Origin of the sequence: Actinomadura geliboluensis (assembly GCF_005889745.1) — a bacterium.
Classification (GTDB): domain Bacteria; phylum Actinomycetota; class Actinomycetes; order Streptosporangiales; family Streptosporangiaceae; genus Spirillospora; species Spirillospora geliboluensis.
The window spans coordinates 1-25324 of record NZ_VCKZ01000075.1 but is presented as its reverse complement, the minus strand read 5'-3'; the positions used below and the strand labels follow the sequence as shown (position 1 = coordinate 25324).

The 25324-nt window shown below is 71.5% G+C and carries 14 protein-coding genes and 2 pseudogenes; 3 read left to right on the top strand and 13 right to left on the bottom strand.

Annotated features, from left to right (window positions below):
• Positions 1-243: 243 nt before the first annotated feature.
• From ETD96_RS13205 to ETD96_RS13185, 5 genes are all read right to left on the bottom strand, one after another.
• Positions 244-1044 carry an SAM-dependent methyltransferase gene (locus tag ETD96_RS13205; protein WP_240807587.1) on the bottom strand — a complete coding sequence of 267 codons (801 nt, stop codon included), beginning with the start codon at positions 1042-1044 and terminating at the stop codon, positions 244-246.
• Between the two features lie 70 nt (positions 1045-1114).
• Entirely contained in the window at positions 1115-1525 is a 411-nt protein-coding gene (locus ETD96_RS13200; RefSeq protein WP_138636616.1) for a hypothetical protein, read from the bottom strand.
• A gap of 43 nt (positions 1526-1568) precedes the next feature.
• The gene (locus ETD96_RS13195) at positions 1569-1979 is read right to left on the bottom strand and encodes a hypothetical protein (RefSeq protein WP_138636615.1); all 411 of its coding nucleotides are present in this window, start codon (positions 1977-1979) and stop codon (positions 1569-1571) included.
• Positions 1980-2030: 51 nt separating this feature from the next.
• Entirely contained in the window at positions 2031-8399 is a 6369-nt protein-coding gene (locus ETD96_RS13190; RefSeq protein ID WP_171069010.1) for an RHS repeat domain-containing protein, read from the bottom strand.
• 118 nt (positions 8400-8517) lie between these two features.
• Positions 8518-12645 (bottom strand): LamG domain-containing protein, encoded by a 4128-nt coding sequence (locus ETD96_RS13185; RefSeq protein ID WP_138636613.1) that lies wholly within the window; start codon positions 12643-12645, stop codon positions 8518-8520.
• Positions 12646-13298: 653 nt separating this feature from the next.
• On the opposite strand from ETD96_RS13185, the gene ETD96_RS13180 reads away from it, so the two are divergent.
• Positions 13299-13538, top strand: coding sequence for a hypothetical protein (locus ETD96_RS13180; protein ID WP_138636612.1), 240 nt, complete (start codon positions 13299-13301; stop codon positions 13536-13538).
• 60 nt (positions 13539-13598) lie between these two features.
• Here ETD96_RS13180 and ETD96_RS13175 read toward each other — a convergent pair whose 3' ends face one another.
• The 5 genes from ETD96_RS13175 to ETD96_RS13155 all read right to left on the bottom strand — a co-directional run bounded on the left by ETD96_RS13175 (position 13599) and on the right by ETD96_RS13155 (position 19775).
• The gene (locus ETD96_RS13175) at positions 13599-15779 is read right to left on the bottom strand and encodes an MMPL family transporter (protein WP_171069009.1); all 2181 of its coding nucleotides are present in this window, start codon (positions 15777-15779) and stop codon (positions 13599-13601) included.
• Positions 15780-15896: 117 nt separating this feature from the next.
• On the bottom strand, positions 15897-16859 hold the full coding sequence (gene sigJ / locus ETD96_RS13170; RefSeq protein WP_240807585.1) for an RNA polymerase sigma factor SigJ: 963 nt from the start codon (positions 16857-16859) through the stop codon (positions 15897-15899).
• 55 nt (positions 16860-16914) lie between these two features.
• Complete coding sequence (locus ETD96_RS13165; RefSeq protein ID WP_138636611.1) at positions 16915-17532, bottom strand: class I SAM-dependent DNA methyltransferase; 618 nt, start codon at positions 17530-17532, stop codon at positions 16915-16917.
• Entirely contained in the window at positions 17501-18238 is a 738-nt protein-coding gene (locus ETD96_RS13160; RefSeq protein WP_138636610.1) for a type 1 glutamine amidotransferase, read from the bottom strand. Before ETD96_RS13160 ends, ETD96_RS13165 begins: the two co-directional genes overlap by 32 nt.
• Before the next feature lie 34 nt (positions 18239-18272).
• The gene (locus tag ETD96_RS13155; protein WP_138636609.1) at positions 18273-19775 is read right to left on the bottom strand and encodes a carboxyl transferase domain-containing protein; all 1503 of its coding nucleotides are present in this window, start codon (positions 19773-19775) and stop codon (positions 18273-18275) included.
• A gap of 73 nt (positions 19776-19848) precedes the next feature.
• Between ETD96_RS13155 and ETD96_RS13150 the strand changes: the two genes are divergently transcribed.
• A complete protein-coding gene (locus tag ETD96_RS13150; protein WP_240807583.1) occupies positions 19849-21273 on the top strand; it encodes an amidase in 1425 nt (474 codons plus the stop codon).
• A gap of 3 nt (positions 21274-21276) precedes the next feature.
• Here ETD96_RS13150 and ETD96_RS13145 read toward each other — a convergent pair whose 3' ends face one another.
• Complete coding sequence (locus tag ETD96_RS13145; protein ID WP_138636608.1) at positions 21277-22641, bottom strand: sensor histidine kinase; 1365 nt, start codon at positions 22639-22641, stop codon at positions 21277-21279.
• A gap of 524 nt (positions 22642-23165) precedes the next feature.
• On the opposite strand from ETD96_RS13145, the pseudogene ETD96_RS48080 reads away from it, so the two are divergent.
• A pseudogene (locus ETD96_RS48080) lies at positions 23166-23813 on the top strand (serine/threonine-protein kinase); the annotation flags it as partial.
• Positions 23814-23924: 111 nt separating this feature from the next.
• Here the strand turns inward: ETD96_RS48080 and ETD96_RS48075 are convergent.
• Together ETD96_RS48075 and ETD96_RS13130 are read right to left on the bottom strand one after the other, a co-directional pair.
• Positions 23925-24185 (bottom strand): annotated as a pseudogene (locus ETD96_RS48075) (SDR family oxidoreductase); the annotation flags it as partial.
• A 451-nt stretch (positions 24186-24636) separates the two neighbouring features.
• A partial coding sequence (locus ETD96_RS13130) for a 2-oxo acid dehydrogenase subunit E2 (protein WP_138636606.1) occupies positions 24637-25324 on the bottom strand: 688 nt, incomplete at its 5' end.

Genomic DNA, 25324 nt, shown 5'->3' with positions numbered 1-25324 from the left:
GCCCCGCGGGCAGCACGGTGAACGGGACGGCCAGCGCGGCGATCCGCGCCCACCGCGGCACCCCGTCGACGGCGCCGTGCGCGCTCCGCCACCCGGCCCGCACCCGCTCGGCCGGCGACATGGTCATGACCGTCATCGCGGTCTCCTCTCATGGCGCTCCCTGCTCCGGGACACCACGATCACAGCCGCGACCGCCCGCACCGATCCCCCGCCGGCGCGATCCGCCTCCCCCGCGCGGGTGAATCAGGGCTTGCGGGCCACGGCCGCGTACCCGGGCACCTCGTCGGGCCGGCCCCAGGGCGTGTGCTCGGGACGCCAGCGCGACATGGAGACCACGCCCGGCTCCAGGAGCTCCAGACCGTCGAAGAACCGGGTGATGGCCTCGCGCGTGCGCGGCACCATCGGGTTAGCCGACTTCTCGTTCCAGTCGTCCTGCGCCTCCGCCTGGGCCGTCTCCCCCCGGTCGAAGTCGAGGGTGGAGTGCGTCATGGCCACATGGCTCCCGGACGGGACGGCGTCCAGCAGCACCCCGAGCAGCCGCCGCGCCTCATCGTCGTCGTGGACGAAGTGCATGATGCCCAGCAGCATGATCGCGACCGGCTTGCCGAAGTCGAGCGTCGCGGCGGCCTTCTCCAGGATGTCGCCGGGTTCGCGCAGGTCCGCGTGGATGTAGTCGCAGGCGCCCTCGGGGCTGCTGCTGAGCAGGGCCCGCGCGTGGGTCAGCACGAGGGGGTCGTTGTCCACGTAGACGATCCGCGCGTCCGGGGCGGCGCGCTGGGCGACCTCATGGGTGTTGTCCATGGTCGGCAGCCCGGTGCCGATGTCGAGGAACTGCCGCACCCCGGCCTCGCCCGCCAGATACCGGACGGACCTGCCGAGGAACGCCCGGTCGGCGCGGGCCACGTCGACGATCTGCGGGAACATGTCCCGGAACTGCTCGGCCGCCTGCTGGTCGACCTCGTAGTTGTCCTTCCCGCCGAGCAGGTAGTTCCACACTCGCGCCGAATGCGGAACGCTCGTGTCGATCTCCGGCCTCTCACCCACGGCGGCACCTCCGGATCTTCGTTTTTCCGCCAATCTAGCGGATTCCGCCGCCCGTCCCGACCCGCTCAGATCATTCGGCGCGAATACCGCGCTTACGCTCCTCATCGAGCAGCCATTGCGGTTTGATGTCGTCCGGGTAGCCGCTGAGATGCCGCTTGACGGCGATGGCGGCCGCGATCGCCGACAGGATGGCGAGAGCGGCGATGCCGTAATCAGTGACGCTGTTTTCGGGAAGGTGGCTCAGCACCACGACCGCCCCCCACAAGGCGAAAACGCTCGACGTGGGCACCAGGTTCAGCGGCGCGTACCTGATCACTGGCGACAAGTTGTCGTTGGCATGGTGGTAGCGCAACCAGATGTCGGCGACTCGCCCTTTCTTGCGGTACAAGAAACGGCCGAGGAACCCGATGGAGCACAAGCCGAAGCAGATCACCGCGACCCACCACGACAGCGGCTCGACCGGCGCCTCCGCTCCGCTCATCTCCGCTCCCCTCCCACGTCGGGCGCCACCCTGCCCGACGGGATCATTCGGCGGGAATGTTGCGCTTGCGCTCCTCGTCGATGAGCCACTGCGGCTTCTTCTTGTCGGAGTAGCCTGCGAGGTGCCGCGTGATGGCAATGATGGCCGCGACCGCCGACAGGACCACGAGAACGGCGGAAATCCAATAGGTGACGTCGTTCTCGGGAAGGTGGCTCACTACCGCGATCAGCCCCCAGAGACCGAACACACTCGATATGGGGAGCATGTTCAACGGCGCGTACCTGATCATCCCCGGCACGTTCTCATTGAAGTAGTTGTACCGCAGCCACGATCTGCTGAGACGGCCGTACTGCCGGTAGGCGAAATGCCCGTAGAACGCGAGGGCGAACATGGCGAAGCAGACCACCGCGACCCACCATGAGAGAGGCTCGACCGGTGTCTCGGCACCATCCATGCGCCCTCCGTCAGAGTAGGCCGACATTAGCGGATACGACCGTCTCTCAGTCTAGCCACCGTAGAACTTCCTGCCCACCCAGCCGCCGATCGCCCCGCCGGCGGCCGCCCCCAGATATCCGCCGGCGACGCCGCAGGCGAGTGCGGCAGGCCCGCAGAACGTGCCGAGCGATGCGCCGACATACGCGCCGACGCCGGCGCCGGCGCCACGCAGGAACAGCCGGCTTCTCTTGTCGTCACTGGTCAGGTCCGACCGCTGCTTGTCGTTGTTGACCTGCGTGTTCACGCCATCGACGACCGATATTCCGATGCCGAGCGGACCGGCCACCTTGCTCACGGTGAGTGCGCGCCCTCCCAGCTTTCCGATTTTCGAACCGACTTTGGCGCCCTTCACATAAAGATTCCCGGACGGGGGGCGCGATCCCCCGGAGCCGCCTATCGTGCGCCGCAGCATGTTGACCGTCTCATCGCTGAGGCCGAGTTTGCCGAGAACGCTGTAGAGATCGTTCTCCAACGCGAGCCCACCGAGCCCGAGCGCCTTCATCAACTCGGACAGGTAACCCGCGCCATTACTGCTCGCCACCCAGGGATTCTTCAGGTTGAGACCCGCCAGGAAATCTCCGATAAGGGACGGAGGGTCGTAGGGCCGCGGCGGCCTTATCTGTGCCCGCGGCGGGCATGCGGCCGGCATCAGGGAGCAGAGCGTCTGCCTCGCCTTCTGGTTGCCGCGGGGGGTCTGCCGCCACGACGGGTCCGTGGAGCCGACCTTCCTTCCCCTGCGGTCATAGACGTCGTAGCCGTGCTTGGTGGGCCGGCGGTCGACTCCGTCTCCGTTGAAGCATTCAACGCCGTCGGGCGTGCGACGGCACATGTTGCCGTCGGGGTCGCTGTTGGTGATGGGGCTGTTGTTGGCGTAGGTGTAGCCGTTCATCTGCTGGGGGTCGGCCTGGTCGACGAGGGGGTCGACGGAGATGAAGCGGCCGGTGTCGGGGTCGTATTCGCGGGCGCCGAGGTGGGTGAGGCCGGTGGGGTCCTGGGTGCCGCCGACGAAGCCCTTGTCGTTGGGCCAGGTCGCGTTCTCGTCGAAGCCGCGGATGGAGCCGAAGGGGGTGAAGCGGCGGACTATGGCGGCCTGGGTGGTGGCGTTGATGGCCACCTGGCCGCTGCCCTGGTGGTCCGCGGACAGGTAAGTGACCTGCCCGTTGGAAGTGCGCATGGCGACGGTCTTACCGGCGAAAGCGTAGTAGCGGGTGCCGGTGGCGGTAGTGGCGCCGTTGAGGGCCCTCAGTTCGTTGCCTTCCGGCAGGTAGAGCGTGCTCCCGGCGGGATCCTTGCGGATCAGGCGGTTGCCGTCGGCGTCGTAGATGTACGTCTCGTCGTTGCCGTTCTCGGTGACCTTGGCCAGTTCGCCTTCGGTATTCCAGGTGAATGTCTGGGCGCCATCGGTGTTCTGGACGGTGGCGGTGTTGCCGGTGGCGTCGTAGCCGTAGGTGTCGGTGCGGTTGCCTGCCGGCCCGGTCTGGGTGACCTGGGTGAGGCGGTTGCCCTGTCCGGCGGGGGCGTAGGTGTAGGTGCGGGTGGTGTCGGTTGTGCCGCCGATTCCGTGCCGGGTTTCGCCGGTGCGGTTGCCGGTCTTGTCGTAGGCGAAGGACTGCCAGTACGGGGCCGGTCCGCCGATCACCGAGGCGCTGGGTTGGGTGGCGCAGGCGCCGGTGGTGCCCTGCGTCCAGGCCTCTGTCAGGCGCTGGAGGTGGTCGTAGGTGAAGCACTGGTTGTCGACGCCGTCGCGGGAGTCGTCGGTGACGGAGGTGATGGCGCCGGAGTCGGTGTAGTGGTAGGTGGCGAAGCGGTCGTTGCCGTCGATGCCCTCACGGAAGGTCTTGGCGGTGTCCAGCCGCTGGCTGCCGTACTGGTAACTGAAGGTCTGCCACGCCCGTGTCGGTGCGGTGCCCATCTCGATGATGGACGGCTTGCCGAGCGGGGTGTAGACGGTGTCGTTGACGTAGGTGCCCTTGGCGCTGGTCAGCCGGGTGGGCCGCTGCCAGGCATCGTAGGTGTTGACGACGGTCTCGATGGGCAGCCCGCCGGCGCCGGGCAGGCTGCTGCTCTGGACGGTGCCGTCGAGGTTGTAGGCGGTGGAGAACAGGTACGTCCCGGCCAGGGCTCCCTGCTGGGAGGGGATGGTGACGGTGGCGGCCTCCACACGTCCGAGGGTGTCGTAGCCGCGGACCTGGTTGACGTACTGCGCGCCGTCGAAGTGGCGGACCGATGAGGCGAGCTTGCCCTTGCCGCGGGTGACGGTGTCGTAGGTGTAGGAGGTCAGCAGTGGTCCGTCTGCGGCGCCTTCGTGGGTTGCGGTTTTGCGGCCGAGTCCGTCGTAGGTGGTGAAGACCTTCTTGTCGCGTGCGTCGGTGGTGGAGGTGACGCGGTCGAGGTCGTCGTAGGTGAAGGTGGTGGTGCCCTTGTCGGGGTCGGTGGTCTGGATCTTGCGGCCGCGCAGGTCGTAGGTGGTGGTGAAGGTGTTTCCGGACGGGTCGGTGACCGAGGCGATCTCCCCGGCTGGCGTGTAGGTGTAGGTGGTGGCGTCGAACTCGCCGGTGGGGGCGGCGGCCTTGTACTGGCGCCGCTCGACCACCTGACCGCGCGCGTCGGTGATCTGCGCGGTGGGAGTGCCGCCGTTGGGCGGCGTGACCGAAGTGCGGTTGCCGCCGCCGTAGGAGTAGGTCGTGCGCCACAGTTCCTGCTCGGGCTGCGACCCGTTCCCCTTCATGGCCTTCTCGACGGTCTTACGGCCCAGCCCGTCGTACTCAGTACGGGTCTGAGTCTCGACGTTGCCGGGAGTGCCGACCCCGAACAGGGCGGTCTCGGGGGCTCCTGCGGCCGGGTACGCGGCGTAGGACTTGGCCACTTGGCCGCGAGTATCGTAGAAGGTGTCGCTGATGAGGCGGCCGGCCGGGGCGGGCACCTGGGTCTGGCGGGAGCGCAGCCACCCGTCCAGCAGCTCGACCTTGTCCACCCGTTGACCACCGGTCGCGGTCAGGCCCTTGGTGGTGACCGCGACGATCTGCCCCTCGACCACCCGGTACCCGAACTCGTAGTTGGGGTGCGGGTTGCCGCCCTTGGACCGGTTCGGCAGCCACACCTCGGTGACCCGGCCCAGCCCGTCGTACACCAGGTCGGTGTTCAGACCGTTGGCATCGGTCGTACGGGTCGCCTGCCCGAATGCCGGGTCCAGTTCCTCGGTGCTCGTCAGCGCCGTGGACGCGTTACCCGGTGTGGCCGGCGGCGTGGTCGTCTGCTTCTTGGTCGTCAGGCCCTGGGTGTCGGTGTAAACGGTGGTGGCGGTCTGCCCCAGCGCGTCCTTCACCTTGGTGACACGGCCATAGGCGTCATAGGTGATCTCGGACTGCGTCACGTAGTTCGCGGTACCGCCGTCGTAGCCGGCGACGCTGTCGACCTTGGTGGCCCGCCCCTTGGAGGGGGCCGCGCCGAGGCCGCCGTTGTCGTAGTAGGTACGCGTGTCCGACACGACCTGGGCGGGACGGTTCGGGGTGGCGGTGCAGGCGACCGAGACGGTGTCCACCCTCGACGGGAACGACACCATCCAGGCGCCCTCGTTATCGGCGTAGGTGGTGCGGGTGCACTTGTCGTCACTGCCGGTGCTGGTGTCCCCGAGATCGTTGACAGCGGTGATGCGGCCGAGTCCAGGGCCCGACGTGGCGTAGGTGTTGTCGGTCTTGGTCTCGGTCCAGCCGCCGCCGTCCTTGGCCGTCCATGTGCGGGTCGTGTCGACCGCGGTCACGTTGGCGGTGGTGGTGCCCCAGGAGCGGGTGCGGGACGCGGTCTGCGCGCGCCACGGTGTGTTGACCGTCTTGCTGTGGATGCTGCCGCCCGGGGCGGTGTACTGGACGGTCTTGAGCTCGAACCCGGCGAGGGCGTCGTGGTCGGTGTAGGTGCCGCCCTCACCGTCGGAGACGGTGACGCTCTTCTCGCCGCCGGACTTGGTCTTGCGGTCGCCGTCCATGCCGCGCAGGTAGAAGTCGTCGGTCTGGGCCGCCGGATTGTCGAAGTCGCCGGTGAGGGTGCGGACCTGGCCGTAGCCGCGCCATTGCGACCAGGTCTTGTTCTTCTCCTTGGTCAGCCCGTCATCGTCGTCGAAGTGCCAGGCCGCGCCGCCCAGGTACTGGTACTTGGTGGCCATGTCCGGTGCCAGGCCGGTCCGGTCGGTCTGGATGACGGAGGTGACCACGTATTTGTGGAACCAGTCGGTGATCGGGTCTTCCCGGCCGGGCGGTGTCCAGATGACCGGCATGCAGCGGGTGGTATTGGTCTCCGGTGTCGGCAGGTTCGACAGGGTGCAGTCGGGGTCGGAGTAGGCGATGTCGATCTGTCCACCGGACTCGTCGTAGATCGCGCCGAGCCGGTAGCGGGTGTAGGCCAGGATGTCGTCGCCGGTCTTGTCCAGCCGGTTGTCCATCTGGACGTGGTTGAACGTCACCTTCGGCAGGGTGACCGGAGCACTGCCGTCGGTCGAGGCGTTCCCGGTGTGCTCGATCTCCTTCAGCACCAGGTCCCGCTCGATGTCGGCCATCTTCCACTCATGGTCCAGAGCCCAGGAGTCCACCGGCCGGTACCCGGACGCGTCCGGCTTGAGGATCTGCGTGGTGACCTTGGTCAGCCGCTTGCGGGACCAGAACGTCGGCGAGATCGCACCGTGGGTGTCCTTGCACTCCTGGCCGGAGTTGCAGTTCAGGTCCCAGGGGACGTCCCACCACTTGTCGGGGTTGCTGCCGATCTTGGACGGGTCGCAGTCGAAGTTGGCGTCCGGGATGCAGCGCTCGGAGGTGGTGAAGGCGACCTGTGCCGGCGCCTTGGCGAACAGCGCGTCCTTGCGCAGCCCGTAGGAGATCGTCTTCAGGTACCCGCCGCGGATGTACGGGGTCTCGTCCCCGACTTTGAGGTTGCGGCCGTAGTGGTTGGTCTCGGTGCCGTAGGTGTAGTTGATGGCGTTGCCGGACGGGTCGACGACATAGTCCAGGTTCCACCGGTACGCCTGCTGGCACCACGACCCCGCGAACGTCGAGTCATGGCAGGGTTCGTCGGCGTCGTCGCCGAACACCGGCACCGTCCACGCCGAGTTCGTTTCCGGTTTTCCGTCCTCCCAGCCGGGGAGGCGGTTCAGCCCGAAGAAGTACTGGACGCCATCGACCGTGGTGACTTTCCAGTACTCCCCGTTGTCGTCTCCGTTGCCGGTGGCCGAGCTGGTGAGCTTTTCGAACTTGGTGCCGTCGTCGTTCTTCATCCGCCACGAGCCGTCGGAAGCCTTGATCAGCTCTCCGCCCTTGCCGTTCCACGTGACGGTCGCATTGTCGTAGCCCCAGCACCGGTCGCCTGGCGCGTTGCCCCACTCGTCCTTGGGAACGCCGTCGTCCTCACACGACTTGTACCGCCGCTCGATATAGCCGGGCCACAGGTCGAACCCCTCGCCCACCCACGACGGCTGTCCATTGGTGTTGCTCGTACGTCCGTCCACGCTTGCAGAGGAGTAGGAGATCTCCACTTCCGGCGCCAGGCCACTGGGGACGGGCGGCACCCGCATCGGGTACGACCACGTGAAGTCACCCATGTTGCCGCCGCCGTCCCATGTGGCCGAGGCTTCCAAGGACGTCGCCTTGTAGTCGCCCTGGGAGCTGTCGGAGGCGGAGGCGGCGACAAGCAGGGTCGCATTCTGCCCCGACGCCGTCATCGGCGCGGCCTCGATGTCGGCGGTCAGTGTATTGGAGGCCGCGTCGTTGTCGGTGGTCACCGGCTCACCGGTGCGGCATTCCGGCTTGTCCGGGGTGGTCAGGGCGCATTGCGGGAGTTGGGTGAGGCGCAGCCGGGCACCGTAGGCACCACCGAATGCCTGCGCGAACGCTGAATAGTCCAGCCGTACCTTCACCCGACCCGGCGCGTCGGCATCGGTGCGTGCGACGGTGAACGCCACACCGTCCACTCCGAGGCTTCGGCTGCTCGCCTGGTCCAGCACCTGGACCCGCACCCGGTCCGCCTTCGGGACACTTCTCTTTGAGCGCGCCTGCTTACCCGGTGCCAGGACGCGCACCGGCAGCCCGCCGGCACGCTCGCCGGAGCCCTTGGCGTCGGAGGGGACGGTGACCTCGGCGGCTCCCGGCTTCGGCCACGCGGCCTTGGCGGCGGGCCCGGGCTGGGAGGGGTCGGTCTTGCGAGGCCGGACCTTCAGGTCGTGGCCGGGCACCGGCTTCTCATGAGTGGCCGCCTTGGGGCGATGGGAGTTGGGCGGGTCGGCCAGCGCCGGCGGGGACGTCAGCACTCCAGCCGACATCATCACCGCCGCCACGCCCGCGGCCAGGGTCACCGCACGGCGCGGACCCAACACCAGCTTCTTGCGGCCTGCGTTCACGACGTCCTCCATCGCCACCGCCCGGTCGAGGGCGCATCACGCGATCACCAGGAGAGAAGGGACATGGGTAGGAGTGGCTCGCCGCCCCACGGCAGGGGACGGCGAACCATGTCGAGTTCTAGGGCCCGTCGTCGGTGGGGAGTTCGACTCCGCCGGCGAGCATCTGGATCTGTTCGGTGGTCAGTGCGCCCTGGTAGGCCCAGATGTCGTCGAGGGCGTCGGTCCAGTACTCGGTGCCGTCGGCGGCGCCGAACTTGGTCCGGCCGACCTGCAGCCCGCCGTTGCCCGCCGCCTCGAACCCGATCACCTGGTCCTGCTGGGACACGCTGTCGGCGGTCTGCTCCAACTGCCCGTCCACATACAGGCTCACCCGGTCGCGCAACGCGTCGTACACCACCGCCACATGCGACCAGTCCTGCACCACGAACCCCGAATGCGACGCCGACAACCCGGTCGCCGACCCCTCATCGGAGTTGTGCATCACGACCTGCCAGACGCCCTGCTCCTCAGGATCCTCGCCCGGGACATAGCGCAGCGCGAACGCATTCGTCGCCGCACCCGGCTGGGAGAACACCGTCGCCGGCGCCAGCGGCCGCCCGTCGTTGCGCACCCACCCGGCGACCGTGAAACTCCCGGAGGTGTCGACCACCGGACCGGTCGTCTCGGCGAACGCCTTCACCGCCGGATCCAGCTTCAGCCCCGCCGCCGACGCCCACCCCTTGAACCCGGCCGCCGGATCGATGAACGCACCATTGCGCAGCACCAGACCCGGCCCGGCACCGTCCTTGGTCTCACCCGCACCATCGGCGTTCAGCAGCCACCGGGCCTTGAGGACCGGATGCTGAGTGACCATCTCCTCAGCCTCCTGCTGACCGACGATCCGGTCGTAGACCCGCACATCGTCGACCAGGCCGGGCCAGTGGTCGGCTTGGTCGCCGAGCCACTTGCTGCGCCCGATCTGGAATCCGCCCAGAGCCGGCCAGGCCGAAGTGACCTCTGGGCTCTCGACTCCCGGCTCGCCGTTCACGTAGATCTGCAGCTTCCCGGTGTTCTTGTCGAACACGCCGATCAGATGAGTCCAGGCATTCAGAACGGCCGGTTCCTTCGAGAAGGCTTGATAGGTTCCGGTCTCCGCAGAGTCGGCCTTGACCCTTGAGAACGCCCATTTGCGGTATGCGCCGTCGTATTTGAGGTAGAACCCGCTCTTGCTCGTGCCGTCCTGGCTGAGCACCGTGCGGGTGCGATCTCCCTTTTCCAGGCGAACCCAGGCCGATACCGCGAAACTGCGTATGGTGTTGATGACCGGACGGTCGGTGCCGGCGTGCCCTTGGGTCGTGTCATCGAGCCGTAGCGCGGTGCCCGCCTGCCCTTCGTTCCCGAGCGTCGCTCCGCCGTAAAGGGTCGCCTTCCACGGATCCATGGGGCTGTACACCCGTCTCTTCGCGGCCGGCTCGTCCATGTTCCAGTGGGCGATCGAGGCCGCTCCCGTAAGGGCGGTGCCATCGGCGAGTTGCTGGGCCTGCGCATCGGTCAGCACCTGGCCGAACGCTTGGACGTCATCGATGGAGCCGGGCCAGTAGTTGGCGAAGGAGCCGTTGTACAGGCTCCGGCCGATCTCGAAGGCGCCGTGGGACGCGAGCGGCGTGCCCGCGCCCGCGGTGGCCTGGAGTTGTCCGTTCACATAGAGCCGCAGTTGTGAGGCGGCCTGGTCGTACACGCCGATGAGGTGGCTCCATGCCCCCAGCGGAAGCGGGGCATCGTCCATGGCCTTCTGCCATGCACCACCGCCGTCATTGGTATCGGTGGACGGCTTCTTGAAGACCGGGTGACCGTCCGGCTCGATTCCAAGTTGGAAGGCGCTCTGGAACGTGGCGTTCTGCGCCAGCACGTTCACCATGCCGTACTGGGTCGGTTTGACCCAGGCGGACACGGTGAATGCCTTGCCGGGGTCGACCAGTGGCAGGGTGCTCTCGGCGAAACCGTAGACGCCGTCCATCGACAGCCCGGTCCCGTGCTTGCCTTCACCACCCAAGGCCGCGGATCCCGCCAGCACCGCCGGCCGTCCCGGGCCGGTCGAGGTCACCTCGGACGCACCGGCACCCTCGTCCAGGGAGAACCGTGCCACGGGATCGGCCCCCGCATTGGCACGGAACTCATAGGAGAAGCTCGGACCGTTCTGGTTGGAGGGCGCAAAGGCCTGCACGGTCAGCACGTTGGGACCCGACCGGGTCGGCGCTAGCACCACCACCTGCTCTGCCCCGTTGGTCGTGGTCACCGTCCGGACAGGAACACCGTTCAGACTGACCTCGTACCGGTTGGCGACCTGCTCGGAGTCGGAGACGAGAAACCGCCCGCTCTCGCCTACCCCGCCGTGCCAGGCGTCGTCGTTCGGATACTCCTGCGATGTGACCGTCGGTTTGCCCGGGACGGCGGGGTCGTAGACGAAGTAGCAGCCGGTTTGGGCGCCGTCGTAGGACCAGGGTCCCCACTGCTCGCCGTCCCAGGCGCGCACTCCCCAGCCGATCTTGGTGCGCTGCGGGATGGTGGAGGGCAGGGTGACCGAGAAGCGGCTGCCGGAGGTTTTGGCCGGGGTGAGGGAGGAGGTCCACTTGGGGCCCCAGTCCGAGCCGTCGGCCTTGTTGGCCCAGTGCAGCGTGAACTGCCCCTGCACCTTGTTCTTGTCCTCGGTGTCGGGATCCTTGAGGTAGGCGTACACCGTGGACAGGTCGTTGACGGTCTGCTGCTGCCCGGACGGGAGGCACTTGGTGCCGGGGTTGGCGAACATGGTGTCGGTGTCGGGCTGCAGCGGCGGGTTGTTGTACTGCACCTTCAGGTAGGCGTCATCGGCGAACCGCTTCCACCAGTCCATCGTCGACTCGCTGTAGGCCCGCAACCCGAACGTGATGGTGGAGTTCCCGGCGTTCACCGCGCTCTGCACATGCGAGCGCAGCTTGGCCCCGCCGAACTCCACCGGCGCCCTGGAGCAGTACGCCACATCCCGCGAGGTCAGATGCTCCAGCCACACCGACGAGGAATTGGTGTTGCTCCACGTCGCATACGACTTCAACGCCGTCGTCCGCCACAACTGCACCGACGTCGGATTACTGCAGTTGTAGGCACTGGTCTCGAACGCCGTGAACTCCACGTTCTGGATGTAGCGACCCTTGATCGACGGCAGCGGCATCCGGAAGAACAACCGCTTGGTCTGGTTCTTCACACAGTTGGGATCCTTGGCCACCTCGCAGCGGCCCACACCCTCAGTCGACTTCCCGTCGAACTTGTAATACGACTCATCCGGCCACCCCGACGACACCATCCCCCAACTGGTCGCCTTACTCGTCGTCCACACCGGATCAATGAACACCGGGAACTTCGTATCCCCGGCCGCCAGCAACTCCCGGTCTGGGGTCAGCGTCAGCTTCCCCTTGCCGACCGCCACACCCAGCCGGGCGGTCTTGGCGCCGTCGGCCGGGCCCTCGGCAGGGTCGGCGCCCGGGTCGGCGGCCTGTCCACGGGCCTGCGCGCCCTGGGGCTCGGCGCGGGAGGAGTCCCACATGCGCGGGGACGGCGCCTCGAACACCGCCGAACCCGACCCGCTGTCGGCCGCGGTCAGCACCCCGTTGCCCGCCCGCCGGACCGTCATCCGGTCGGCCGACATCTTCAGCGCCAACTGCGCCACCCGCGCGTCCTTGGCCGCCTGGGCGGTCTTGACCACCAGCACATGGGAGAACCCGTCCACCCGCGCCCGCAACCGCAGATCCACATCCGGCCCGGCCACACCCCGATACACCGCGGTGTCGCCCTCCAGCACCGGCTCGGGCAACGGCTGCGGCCACGACAACGCCAGCCGGTGCCCGGCCCGGGTCATCTGGACCATCGGGCCGTCCCCACCGGCCGAGAACACCAGCCCGACCGTGGACGCCGCCGGCACCACCCCACCGCCCGAGCGGCGCAGCGTGGTATCGATGTCCACCCACTTGCCGCCCCGGCGGGTCCGCACGGGCTGCAGCCGCTGCTCGACCTCGATCCGCCCGTTCGGCAGCGCCCGCACCGTCCGCGACTCACCCCGCTGCGACAAGATCTCCACCGGCCGACCCGACCGCGCCGCCGCCGCGACCGCCTCCCGCTCAGTCGCCGCCGCCGTCGGTGCCGGTTTCGGCGCGTCCGCACGCGCCACCGCACCCGGTGCCCCCGCCACGGCCCCGGGCGCCTGCACCACACCGGCCACCAGCACCAAAGCCGCCAACCGCGCCGACCACACCGGGCGCCGCCACAACGACAACCGCGCACCACGCGCACCATCAACCGCCCGACGACGACCCATAAAGAACCCCCACACATAAAGGGTTGTTAAAGCCGCCTTAAGGTAACCCGCTGATCAACTTCCAGAAAGACCCCACAACAACCAACACGCCGTGACTCAGATCACACCACAAGCAGGTAAACCAGACAGAGGACGTAACACGTCATGTCCTAATCGCCACCACTCAGATGATCACAGCATGCGACTCGCCGGCTTCGCACAGCTGATATCCGCGCGAAAGAGAAGCCGATGTAGCGCAGCCGATTCGCACATGCAAGGGCTCTGGACGACCACAAGTGCCCATATCGCAACGGACAGAGAAGACTGCCTTGACGCGGCATCGAAGAATGGCATAAGAGCCGCGGCCATCTGCGGCATCGGGACGAGCGTGCGGGCGGACGCCAGCTCCCTCCGGCTCATCGGCGAGGAAGAGTCGACCGTCCGCCGGTCATGCGCGAGGGCGCGGAGGGTGGATCGGTACGGGATTACCACGATGCGCAGGGTTGCCGTGCTGTGACAAACTGTGACGTGAGAGTGAAGGCGCCCCCACGAGCAGGAAAGCGAACGACATGGCCGACGACACCCCGGTGCCTTCCGTGAGCGTGCCGGATCCCGTGTGCGGGAGCGCCGCGCGGACGTGCCGGCTGCACCTCCTCACCACCGGCGTGCTCGCCGTGTTCGCCGCCGTCGGAGCGGCCGTGGTCGTCGCGTCGCTGGTGCCGCGCGGTCATCGCGGCAGGCGGCGGCTGCGGCGGACGCGGCCCTGGAACCGCAGGACGGGTACCGCCGAGGCCGTCCCCTCGGATGCCCCTCCCCCGGCGGACGACCGCCCCTGACAGTGAACGGGCCCCGGCCGCGCGTGTGCGCCGCCGGGGCCCGCCCTGTGCCGCGCCGGATCAGGTCCCGTGCTTCTCGATCTGCACTTCGGGGAGCACCCGGGCCAGCGGGCGGGGAAGCCACCATGCGCGGCGGCCGAGCAGGCGCATGGCGGCGGGGACGAGCAGGCAGCGGATGATGACGGCGTCCACGAAGACGGCGACCGCCATGCCGAAGCCGGTCTGCTGCAGCAGCCGCTCGGGGCTGAGCATGAACGCGCCGAAGACGACGATCATGATGGCGCCGGCGGCGGTGATGACCGAACCGGTGTGGGCGAGTCCCTCGCGGACGGCGAGCGCGGCGTCGCCGGTGCGCTTCCACTCCTCGCGCATCCGGGAGACCAGGAAGATCTCGTAGTCCATGGACAGGCCGAAGGCCACGGCGAACACCATCACCGGCAGGTACGCCTCGATGGGGGCGGGTTCGACGCCGAACAGCCCGTGCTGGAACACCAGCGTCATCGCGCCCAGTGCCGCGCCGATGCTGAGCAGGTTCAGCAGGGCCGCCTTCAGCGGGATCAGCACCGACCGGAACACCATCATGAGCAGGAGCAGCGACAGGCCGACGACGATGGCGACGAACAGCGGCATGCGGTCGGCGACCTTGGCCGCGTAGTCCTCGGCGGCGGCGGTCGTCCCGCCGATGGCGTACCGCGCGCCGGTCTGCGCCTCCAGCCGCGGCAGGACGTCGCCGCGCAGCCGGGAGACCAGGTCGGAGGTCTCCTTCGCCTGCGGGGACGTCGTCGGGTACACGAGGACGGTGGCGATCCGCCGGTCGGCGGACGGCACGGGAGCGGCCGCGGCGCGGACGCCGGAGGTGCCGGCGAGGGCGCGGGACGCGGCGGCTGCCGCCTGCTCCGCGCCGTCCCTGCCGCCGTCCGCGACCAGCATCAGCGGGCCGTTGAACCCGGGGCCGAAGCCCTCCGCCAGCAGGTCGTACGCCTTGCGGCTGGTGGTGTCGGGGGCGTCGTTGCCGGCGTCGGCGAAGCCGAGCCGCATGCCGAGGGCCGGTGCGGCGAGGGCGCCCAGCAGCACGCCGCCGACGAGCAGGGCGGCGAGGGGGCGGCGCTGCACGGCGGTCCCGACGCGGCGCCACATGGCGCCCTCCTCGGCGCGGCCTCGGGCCGCGCGGCGGGCGGCGCGGGCGGGGAAGACGCGGGCGAAGCGCGCGCCGAAGACGCCGAGCAGGGCGGGCAGCAGGGTGAGCGAGGCGAGCATCGTGGCGAGGACGGTCAGCGCGACCGACACCGCCATGCCGCGCAGCGCGCCCAGGCCGAGGGCGACCAGGCCGAGCAGCGCGAGGATCACGGTGCAGCCGGCGAAGAACACCGAGCGTCCCGCGATGTCCAGCGCCGTCGTGGTGGCGCGTTCGGAGGTGGCGCCGTTCACCAGTTCCGCCCGGTAGCGGGCGAAGACCAGCAGCGCGTAGTCGATGCCGACGCCGAGCCCGACGAGCATCATCACGTACGGCGTCCAGTCGGCGATCGTGAACAGGTGCGAGGCGAGGATGATCGCGCCGAGCGTCGAGCCGACGGCGAACACCGCGGTCAGGATCGGCAGGCCCGCGGCGACCGCGGTGCCGAACATCACCACCAGGATCACCAGTGCCGCGAGGATGCCGGCGCCCTCGGCCAGGCCGCCCTGCCCCGTGGCGAGCAGCCGGGCCGGCTCGCCGCCGAGTTCGACCTGGAGGCCGTCGCCCGCGGCGGCCTGCGCGGTCTCCAGGAGCTTCTCGGCGTCGGCGCGCGTCACCTCCTTCGCGGGGACCTTGAGCATCGCGGTGGCGTAGCCGGTGGTGCCGCCGGGCGCGATCGCGGACGCGTCCGCGTACGGGGCGTGGACCTGCGCGATCACCGGGAGCGCGGCGACCTTGTCGAGCATGCCGGTCACGCGGGCGCGGGTGGCCGGGTCGGTCAGGCCCCCGTCGCGGTGCAGGACGATCTGCACGGTGTCGCCGGCGCGGCCGGACCCGTGCGCGGTGAGCAGGTCGGCCGCGCGCTGCGACTCGGTCCCCGGCAGCGCGTAGTCCTCGCGGTAGTCGTCGCCGCTGAGGGACGCGGCCCCCCAGATCCCGGCCAGCACGGCGGTCCACAGGATCAGGACCAGCCAGCGGCGGCGGTGCGCGAAGGCGGCGACCCGGCCGAACACCCCTGCCGGGGGCGCGGCGGCGGTCGCGGTCCGCCGTTCCTCGGTGAACGTCATGACACCTTCCCAATCACGGATTGAACTGACATGAATGCGGTGAGTGACCGCATGAGGGTGCGGTGATGCGGGCCCGGCCGCCGGTGCGGCGGCCGGAGCCTCAGCGAGATGGGATCGTCAGTCGGGGACCGACACGTAAGCGAGCTTGTCGGGGTTGCGGATCACGTCGACCGAGGTGATCCGCCCGCCGTCCACGGTGAAGGAGGCGACCGACAGCACGTCGTCCACGGCACGCAGGACCAAGCCCGGCATGCCGTTGACGGTGGCGACGCGGACGTCCAACTGCGCGCCGCGGGTGAACGACAGCAGCAGCCGCGCGACCTGGTCGGCGCCGAGCACCTCGCCGGGGACGGCGCTGACCTTGCCGCCGCCGTCGCCGCGGCACACCACGTCCGGGTCGAGCAGCCGGGTGAGCGCGTCGAGGTCGCCGCCCTGGCACGCGGCGGCGAACGCCTCCACCAGCGCGCGCTGCTCCTGCGGGGTGGGCGGGAACCGCGGCCGGCCCGCGGCGACGTGCCGGCGGGCGCGCGAGGCCAGCTGCCGGACGGCGGCGGGCGTCCGGCCGACCACCTCCGCGACCTCCTCGAAGGTCATCGAGAACACGTCGTGCAGCAGGAACGCCGCGCGCTCGGCCGGTGACAGGCTCTCCAGCACCAGCAGCAGCGCCATGCTCACCGACTCGTCGAGGGTGACCCGCTCGGCCGGGTCCGCGCCGGTCTCCGCGACCAGCGGCTCGGGCAGCCAGGTGCCGACGTAGCGCTCGCGCCGCGCCCGGGCGCTGCCGAGCGCGTCCAGCGCCAGCCGCCCGACGGTCCTGATCAGCCAGCCCCGCAGGTCGCGGATCCCGGACGGGTCCTCCAGCATGCGCAGCCGCAGCCACGCCTCCTGGACGCAGTCCTCCGCCTCGGCGACCGAGCCGAGCGTCGCGTAGGCGACGCGCAGCAGCCGGGCCCGCTCCTGCTGGAACGCGCGCGCCAGATCATCGGCCGTCACGCCGCCCTGCTCGGCCCGGTCGTGGCCGGCGTCCATCGCCTCGCCGACCCCCGGCGCACCGCTCCCACCGATTCCTGCGACTCTCATGCCCGGAGGACGACGTCGCGCCGGAAAGTGTGACATCCGCGCCCGGACAAGGCGGCTAGTCCTTGCGCAGGAGCAGGCTTCCGGCGGGGAAGCGCTCGATCTCGGTGGGGGTGCGCAGCATGCGGGCGACCTCGGTCAGCCCCGCGCGGCGGCCGAGGTCGGCGACGGCGTCGACCGGCCAGCGGTAGGCCCGGACGACCTTGTGGTCGAACGCCTCCGGCTCGTGCCCGCCGCCGGACTGGAAGCCGAGGAGCAGGTGCCCGCCGGGGGCCAGGACGCGGTGGAACTCGGCGAAGGCGCGCGCGACCTCGGCGGGCTCCAGGTGGATGATCGAGTACCAGGCGAGGGCGCCGGCGAGGCCGCCGTCCGGGAGGTCGAGCGCCGTCATGGTGCCCTCGGTGAAGCCGAGATGGGGGTGGTCGGCGCGGGCCCGGGCGATCATGGCGGGCGACAGGTCGACGCCGGACGCGTCCAGGCCGAGGGAGTGCAGGAACGCGGTCACGTGGCCGGGGCCGCAACCCAGTTCGGCGACCGGGCCCTGGCCGCGGACGAGGTCCGCGAACGCGGTGAGCATCGCGCGGTCGAGAGGGAGGCCGGCGAGGGAGTCGCTGAACATGTCGGCGTAAAGGGTGGCGACGGCGTCATAGGCCGTTCGGGTGTCGGTCTCCGTCATGGGGTCCGACACTAGCGGCCCGGTCGAGGAACGCGTCGACGAGCGAGCGGGTGCGGCGGACCGCGTCCGGCTCGGCGCGCACGACCTCGGCCATGACCGCGTCGGGGTCGGCGCCCGCGGCCCGCATGAGCGCGCCCGCGCCGTCCGCCAGCCACAGCGCGAACCCCGCCGCGGTGATCTCGGGATGGAACTGCAGGCCCATCGAGCGCCCGGTGACGAACGCCTGCGAGCCGACGGGGGTGCGGGCGATCTCGGCGGCGCCCGGCGGCGGCCGCCAGCGGTCGCGGTGGAGCTGGAACCAGGGGCCCGGCGGGACGAGCGCCGGGTCGGCGGTCTCGACCGCGACCCAGCCCGCCTCGGTGCGCGGGGCGCGCTCGACGCCGCCGCCGAGCGCGGCCGCCAGCGCCTGCCCGCCGAAGCAGATGCCGAGGACCGGGACGCCCGCGGCGTGGGCGCGGGCGAGCAGGTCGAGTTCGGGGACGACCCATGAGGCCACGCCCGGGTCGTCCACCGACCAGGGGGCGCCCATGGGGACGATCAGGTCCCAGCCGAGCGGGTCGGGGAACGCGCACCGCACGTCCGGGGCCGCCCGCCGGCCGGCGGGCACGACGGGGAGTTCGGTGACGTCGTACCCGCGGGCGGCCAGCCGGTCGCCGACCGGTCCCGGCAGGGCCACGTGATCGTGCTGGATGAGCAGGGCGCGCAACGGAACCTCCCCTCCGGGTACTTCCCCGGGCAGGTCACCGGTAACGGGCCTGGCGGGCGGCGGGCCCGCCCGGTGCCAGGCCGGACAGCCCCGCCTCGATCGCGGCGGCGGCGCGGCGGCAGAACGCCTCCGGCTCGTCGGCGGCGTCCGGCCGCTCGTCGACCAGGACGTCGGCGGTCCCGTCGCGGAGCAGGTCCGCCGCGCGGACGCCCTGCGCCTCCGCCATCTCCGCCGCGCGCTCCGGAGTCCGGTGGACGATCACCGACGCGCCCTCCGGCGGGAGCGGGGCGAGCCACCCGTGCCGGGCCACCAGGACGCGGTCGGCGGGCAGCAGCGCGAGCGCCGCGCCGCCCGTCCCCTCGCCGAGCAGCAGGCACAGGGTCGGCGCGGGCAGCGTGATCAGGTCGGCGAGGCAGCGGGCGATCTCGCCGGCGAGGCCGCCCTCCTCCGCGTCCGCCGACAGCACGGCGCCGGGCGTGTCGACCACGGTGACCAGCGGCAGGCCGAGCTGGGCGGCGAGCCGCATGCCGCGCCGCGCGACCCGCAGCCCGGCGGGGCCGAGCGGGTGGCCGGTGCGCTGGCTGCGCCGGTCCTGGCCGACCAGGACGCACGGCGCCGCGCCGAACCGGGCCAGGGCGAGCATGAGGCCCGGGTCGGCCTCGCCCTGCCCGGTCCCCGACAGGAGGGTGACGTCGGCCGCGCCGTGCCGGAGCAGTTCGCGGACGCCCGGACGGCCGGGGCGCCGGGACCGCTCGATCGCGTCCCACGCCGTCCCGTCCGTAGGCGGGCCCGCGGAGGGCGGGGCCGCCGGCGCCGACGGCGGCCGGCCGCACAGGACGTTCAGCGCCCGCGACGCCACCTCCGCGAGGTCGTCGATGCCGACCACGGCGTCCAGCAGCCCCTTGGCCGCGAGGTTCTCGGCGACCTGCACGCCGGACGGGAACGGCTCGCCGTGCAGGCCCTCGTACACGCGCGGCCCGAGGAAGCCGATCAGCGCGCCCGGCTCGGCGGCCGTGACGTGGCCGAGCGACCCCCACGAGGCGAACACCCCGCCCGTCGTGGGATGGCGCAGGTAGACCAGGTACGGCAGCCCGGCGGCGCGGTGCGCCGCGACGGCCGCGGTGATGCGCGCCATCTGGACGAACGCGGCCGTCCCCTCCTGCATGCGGGTGCCGCCCGAGGCGGGCGCGGCGAGCAGCGGCAGCCGCTCGGCGGTGGCGCGCTCGACGGCGGCGACGATCCGGTCGGCGGTGGCGCGGCCGATCGAGCCGGCGAGGAAGCCGAACTCCGACACGACGAACGCCACGCGGCGGCCCCGCAGCAGGCCCTCCCCGGTGCGGACGGCCTCGTCGCCGCCGCTGCGCTCGCGGGCGGCGGCGAGGTCCCGGGCGTAGCGCGAGCCGGGCGGGGGCGCGGCGCCGGGCGGCTCGTCCCAGGACGTCCAGCCGCCGTCCAGCACGCGGCCCAGCAGTTCGCGGGCGCCGACACGTTCCGTCACGCGTCCCCTTCCCTCGGTTCCCCTCGGTCTTCCCAGCATGATGACCGCAGGGGCGGGCCATCCGGCGGCCGGGGGTGGACACTGGGAGGTACCCGGCAGAAGGGGAGGCCACGTGTCCGAGGAGATCTGCTTCGCGTCCGCCCGCGAGCTGGCGCGCCGGATCCGCGCCCGCGAACTGTCCGCGCGGGAGGTCGTGCAGGCCCATCTCGACCAGATCGAGCGGGTCGATCCGCAGGTCAACGCCATCGTCACGCTGGTCGCCGAGCGGGCGATGGAGCAGGCGCGGGACGCCGACGAGCGGCTCGCCGCCGGGGCGCCGCCCGGCCCCCTGCACGGCCTGCCCGTCGCCCACAAGGACACGCACGCCACCGCCGGCGTCCGCACCACCTCCGGGTCGCCGATCTTCGCCGACCACGTGCCCGACCGGGACGAGCTGGTCGTGGAGCGGATCCGGGCCGCCGGCGCCATCACGATCGGCAAGACGAACGTCCCCGAGTTCGCCGCCGGGTCGCACACCTTCAACCCGCTCTTCGGCCTGACCCGCAACCCCTACGACCTCTCCCGGTCGGCGGGCGGCAGCAGCGGCGGCGCGGCGGCGGCGCTCGCGTGCGGGATGCATCCGCTCGCCGACGGAAGCGACATGGGCGGCTCGCTGCGCAACCCCGCCTCGTTCTGCAACGTCGTCGGGTTCCGCCCGTCGCCCGGGCGGGTGCCGTCGTGGCCGGTGCCGGCGGGCTGGTCGACGATGAGCGTGCAGGGCCCGATGGCCCGCGACGTCGCGGACGCGGCGCTGCTGCTGTCGGTGCTCGCCGGCCCCGACCCGCGCAGCCCCATCGCGCTGGACACGCCCGGCTCGGCGTTCGCCGGGCCGCTCGACCGCGACCCCGCCGGGCTCCGCGTCGCCTGGTCCCCCGACCTCGGCGGGACGGTCCCCGTCGACCCCGCCGTCACCGCCGTCCTCGAGCCCGCCGTGAAGGTGTTCGAGGAGCTGGGCTGCGCCGTCGAGGAGGCGTGCCCCGACCTCTCCGGCGCCGACGAGGTGTTCCGGACGCTGCGGGCCTGGCACTGGGACATCGCCCTGCGCCCCCTGCTGGACGAGCGGCCCGGCGACTTCAAGCCGTCCCTCGCGGCGAACATCGAGGCCGGGCGGTCCCTCACCGGCGCCGACCTCGGACGCGCCGAGATCCTGCACACCGCGCTGTTCCACCGCGTCCGCGAGTTCTTCGAGCGCTACGACGCGCTGCTCCTGCCGGTCAGCCAGGTCCCGCCGTTCGACGCGGACCTGGAGTACCCGGACGAGGTCGCGGGGCGGGCGATGCCCGACTACCTGGAGTGGATGCGCTCCTGCTTCCTCGTCTCCGCGACCGGCTGCCCCGCGCTGTCGGTGCCCGCCGGGTTCACCTCCGCCGGGCCCGGCGGGCTGCCGGTCGGGCTGCAGATCGTCGGCCCGCACCGCGCCGACCTCGACGTCCTGCGGCTCGGGCACGCGTTCGAGCAGGCGACGGGGCACGCCGAGCGCCGCCCGCCGCTGGCGTAGCGGCTACGGCCGGTCCAGCGGTATCCGCATCACGAACCGGGCGCCCTGGTCGCTGTCCGCGGCGACGAGCGTGCCGTCGTGCGCGAGGGCGATGTCGCGGGAGATCGTCAGGCCGAGCCCGGTGCCGCTGGCGTCCCGCGCCCGGGCCTCGGGCAGCCGCTGGAACCGGCGGAAGATCCGCTCGCGGTCGGCCGGGGGGATGCCCGCGCCGTCGTCGCGGACCTCCAGCACGGCGTCCGGCCCGTCCGCCGCGACCGTCACCCACACCCGCGACCGCGCGTGCCGCTCGGCGTTGTCGAGCAGGTTCGTCAGCACCCGGACCAGGTGGTGCGGGGCGGCCCGCACCACGACGCCCTCTTCGGTGTCGATCTCCACCGGGATCCGCCGCGACCGCGCGGCCGCCTCGCCCCGCACCAGCGCGCCGAGGTCGACCCGCTCCCGCTCGACCTGCACGCCGGCGCCGAGCTTCGCCATGATGAGCAGGTCGCTGACGATCCCCTGCAGCCGGTCCGCGTCGCCGAGCGCCGCCCGCGCGACCGCGGGCCAGTCCTCGTCCTCCGGATGCTCCAGCGCGACCTCCAGCTGGGCGCGCAGCCCGGTCAGCGGGCTGCGCAGCTCGTGCGAGACGTCCGCGACGAACGCGCGCTGCCGGGCCATGACGTCCGCGAGCCGGTTCAGCGTCACGTTCACCGACTCCGCGAGGTCGGACACCTCGTCGTTCGGGCTCGGCACGCTGACCCGCCGGTCGTGCTCGCCGCCGGTGATCTCCGCCAGCTCCTCGCTCATCACCCGCACCGGCCGCAGCGCCCGCCGCACCGCCAGCGACACGACCCAGCCGACCGCGCCGGTCGCGACGAGCACCGACAGCACGAGCAGCGCCGTGAACAGCCCCCGGTACCGGGTGAACGCGGTGATCGGCGCGCCGGCGTAGACGATCCGCTCGCCCTCGGGGGCCCGCACCCGCTCGGAGACGAAGTAGACACCGCCCTTGTCGGCCAGCTGGACGGTGGTGTACTCGCGGCGGCCCGGCACCGGCGAGACCGGCAGCCGCAGCGGGCCGCGGCCCCGCATGGACTCGCTCGCCGCGAGGACGCCGCCCTCGTCGCTCACGATCTGCAGCAGCGTGAAGTCGGGGTCGTTGACGTGCAGGGTGCCGCGCGGGTCCGTCGTGCGCACGAGCGTGGCGAGGTCCGCGGCGACGAAGCCGCCCCGCTCGCGCAGCCCCTGGTACACCGTGTACCGCACGGCCTGGTAGAAGAGCAGGACGCCGGCGACCAGGAGCAGCCCCACGATGAGGGTGGCGACGGCGCTCACGCGGGTCCGCACGGACCAGCGCGACGGCGACAGCCAGCCCCCGAGTCTCCGCACCCGGCGCCCCTCCCCCTTGCGGCTCGTGGTCCGTGCCGGACCGCGAGCGGGGCCTGCCGGACCGCGGCCTGGCCGCCGTACGCGCCGCGTCCCGGCGCCGGGGGGTTTGACGCAGAACAGGTTCTTACCTGGCCGGTCCGCGGCGAAACCTCACCGCCCGGCGGGACCGGAACCTCACCGCGAAGCGGACCGGAACCCCCGCCGCCGCGTGGGACCGGCGCCCGCGCGGACGGCGCCTCCCACCCCTGGGGAGCCGCCCGCGCGGGCACCGCCTTCGGTGCCGCCGGCCGCCCGTCGCGCCCGCCGAGGAGGATCGCGGGGGGCCGGGCCGTGCCGCCGACTGACCCCCACTCTGCACGCCTCCGGTGCACGCGGTGCTACATCGACGTGACGATCACGTTTCCGCACTTCCTGCTGGAAGGGGCCATAATCTTCCTCCGAACGGGGATGGAGGGTCCGGAGACACCTGAGGGAGCGAGGAAACCTGAGGGAGCGAGGAAACCTGAGGGAGCCGGGTACACCCCATGGACGGAGACATCAGACCGCTCGAACCCGCCGACCCGCGCGAGGTCGCCGGGCATACGCTGCTCGGCAGGCTCGGCTCGGGCGGCATGGGGACGGTCTACCTCGGCGCCGACCCCGAGTCCGGGGGACGCGTCGCGGTGAAGACGATCCATCCGCATCTCGCCGTCGACCCCGTCCACCGACGCAGGTTCAAGGACGAGGCGTACCTCGCGAGCCGCGTCGCGTCGTTCTGCACCGCGCGCGTCCTCGCGCACGGCGAGGAGGACGGGCGGCCCTACCTCGTCACCGACTACGTCGGCGGCGTCTCGCTGCACGACCGGCTCGTCCATGACGGGCCGCTGCCGCCCGCCGACCTGCACGGCGTCGCCGTCGGCGTCGCGTCCGCGCTCGCCGCGATCCACGCCGCCGGGCTCGTGCACCGCGACCTCAAGCCCGCCAACGTGATGCTGACGCTGTCCGGCTGCCGCGTCATCGACTTCGGCATCGCCAGCGAACCGGACGGGCCGGCCGCGGCCGGACCGTCCGGGCAGGTCCTCGGCACCCCCGGCTGGATGGCGCCCGAGGTGCTCGTCGGCGGGCCCGCGACCCCGGCCGCCGACATCTTCGCCTGGGGCTGCCTCATCGCGCACGCCGGGACCGGGCAGATGCCGATCGGCGGCGACCCCGCGACGCTGCGCACCGGCGAACCCGACCTGGACGGGCTGCCGGAGCCGCTCGTCCCGGCCGTTGAGCTCGACGGACGCCGCGACGTGCCACACCTCGGCGGCGATCCGGGCGAGCCTGCGGTGTTCGAGCCGCGGCAGGCCGAGCAGCGGCTGCTCGATGTCGACCGGGATCACGGTCAGCAGCTCGCCGAGCGGAGCGGGCAGCCGCCCCATCTCCCCGGTCGCGGCGAGGAACCGCGCGATCCGCTCCCGGCCCGGCGCGCCGCCCGCATGGGCCAGGACGGTGACGTGCCGTCCCCTGATGAGCCGGTCCCTGACCAGGTGCAGGCCGAGGAAGCCGGCACCGCCCGTCATCACGCATGTCATCGCAGGCGTCCCATCCTCTGGTGATCTTCCGGAGACCCGTCCGGAACGTGGGCGAACGATGTCGTCAAGCGCCACTAAATAACTATCTGTGCAGAACTGACTGCCATGGGTGACAACATAACCGCGCGATGGGTTGGCGCAAGGTGCGGCGAAGAGGGCTTTGTGTGCCGGACGACCGGTGCGGGGCCGCCGCCGCCCGCCGCCCGTCGCGCCGCCCGGCGCCGGCATGATCGCTGCGCTCCGGCCGCACAGGGGTCCGAGTCCTGGTCAGAAGTGGTTCGCGGCCGGGACGGCGAGAACTCGCGGCGGCGCAGACCAATGAAGGCGACCCGGGCCGCGCTCCCGTCCGCGCTCTGGTCGTGTATCGCCCCGATGACATGACTGTGCCCCGCCATGTAGCGGGGCACAGTACGGCTTCCCGGCCTCCCGGGAGCCTGCTCTAGGCGACGATCAGCAGCGGGTTCTGGAGCAGGGTGGCGAGCCGGTCCAGGAACCTGGCGGCCGTCGCGCCGTCGGTGGCGCGGTGGTCGACCGACAGCGTCAGCGACAGCCGCTTGCCCGGCACGACCTGGCCGTCGCGGACGACCGGCTCGTCGCGGATCCCGCCCACCGCGAGGATCGCCGCCTCCGGCGGGTTGATCACGGCGGCGAACGAGTCGACGCCGAACATGCCGAGATTGCTGACGCTGAACGTCCCGCCGCTCATCTCCTGCGGCTTCAGCTTCCCGTCGCGCGCCTTGCCCGCCAGCTCGCGGGTCTCCCGGCCGATCTCCGCGACGCCCTTGCGGTCCGCGTCCTTGATCACCGGGACGAGCAGGCCGTCCTCGACCGCCACCGCGATGCCGACGTGGACCCGCCTGTGGAAGAGCAGGTTCTCCTCGGTGTAGGTGACGTTCACGGCCGGATGCTCGCGCAGCGCGGTCGCCGACGCCTTCACGATCAGGTCGTTCACGCTGACCTTGGCCGGGGCGAGCGCCTCGTTGAGCCGCGCGCGGAAGGCCAGCAGCGGCTCGGCGTCCACCTCGCGGTTGAGGTAGAAGTGCGGCGCCTCGCGCTTGCTCTCGGTCAGCCGCCGCGCCGCCACCTTGCGGAAGCGGTTCAGCGGGACGGCCTCGACATCCGGATTC

What these genes read in the sequence shown, in the direction of transcription:
- ETD96_RS13200 (WP_138636616.1), bottom strand. Translation starts at nt 1,525, where the DNA reads ATGAGCGGAGCGGAGGCGCCGGTCGAGCCGCTGTCGTGGTGGGTCGCG.
- ETD96_RS13195 (WP_138636615.1), bottom strand. Translation starts at nt 1,979, where the DNA reads ATGGATGGTGCCGAGACACCGGTCGAGCCTCTCTCATGGTGGGTCGCG.
- ETD96_RS13175 (WP_171069009.1), bottom strand. Translation starts at nt 15,779, where the DNA reads ATGACGTTCACCGAGGAACGGCGGACCGCGACCGCCGCCGCGCCCCCG.
- sigJ (WP_240807585.1), bottom strand. Translation starts at nt 16,859, where the DNA reads ATGAGAGTCGCAGGAATCGGTGGGAGCGGTGCGCCGGGGGTCGGCGAG.
- ETD96_RS13165 (WP_138636611.1), bottom strand. Translation starts at nt 17,532, where the DNA reads ATGACGGAGACCGACACCCGAACGGCCTATGACGCCGTCGCCACCCTT.
- ETD96_RS13155 (WP_138636609.1), bottom strand. Translation starts at nt 19,775, where the DNA reads ATGCTGGGAAGACCGAGGGGAACCGAGGGAAGGGGACGCGTGACGGAA.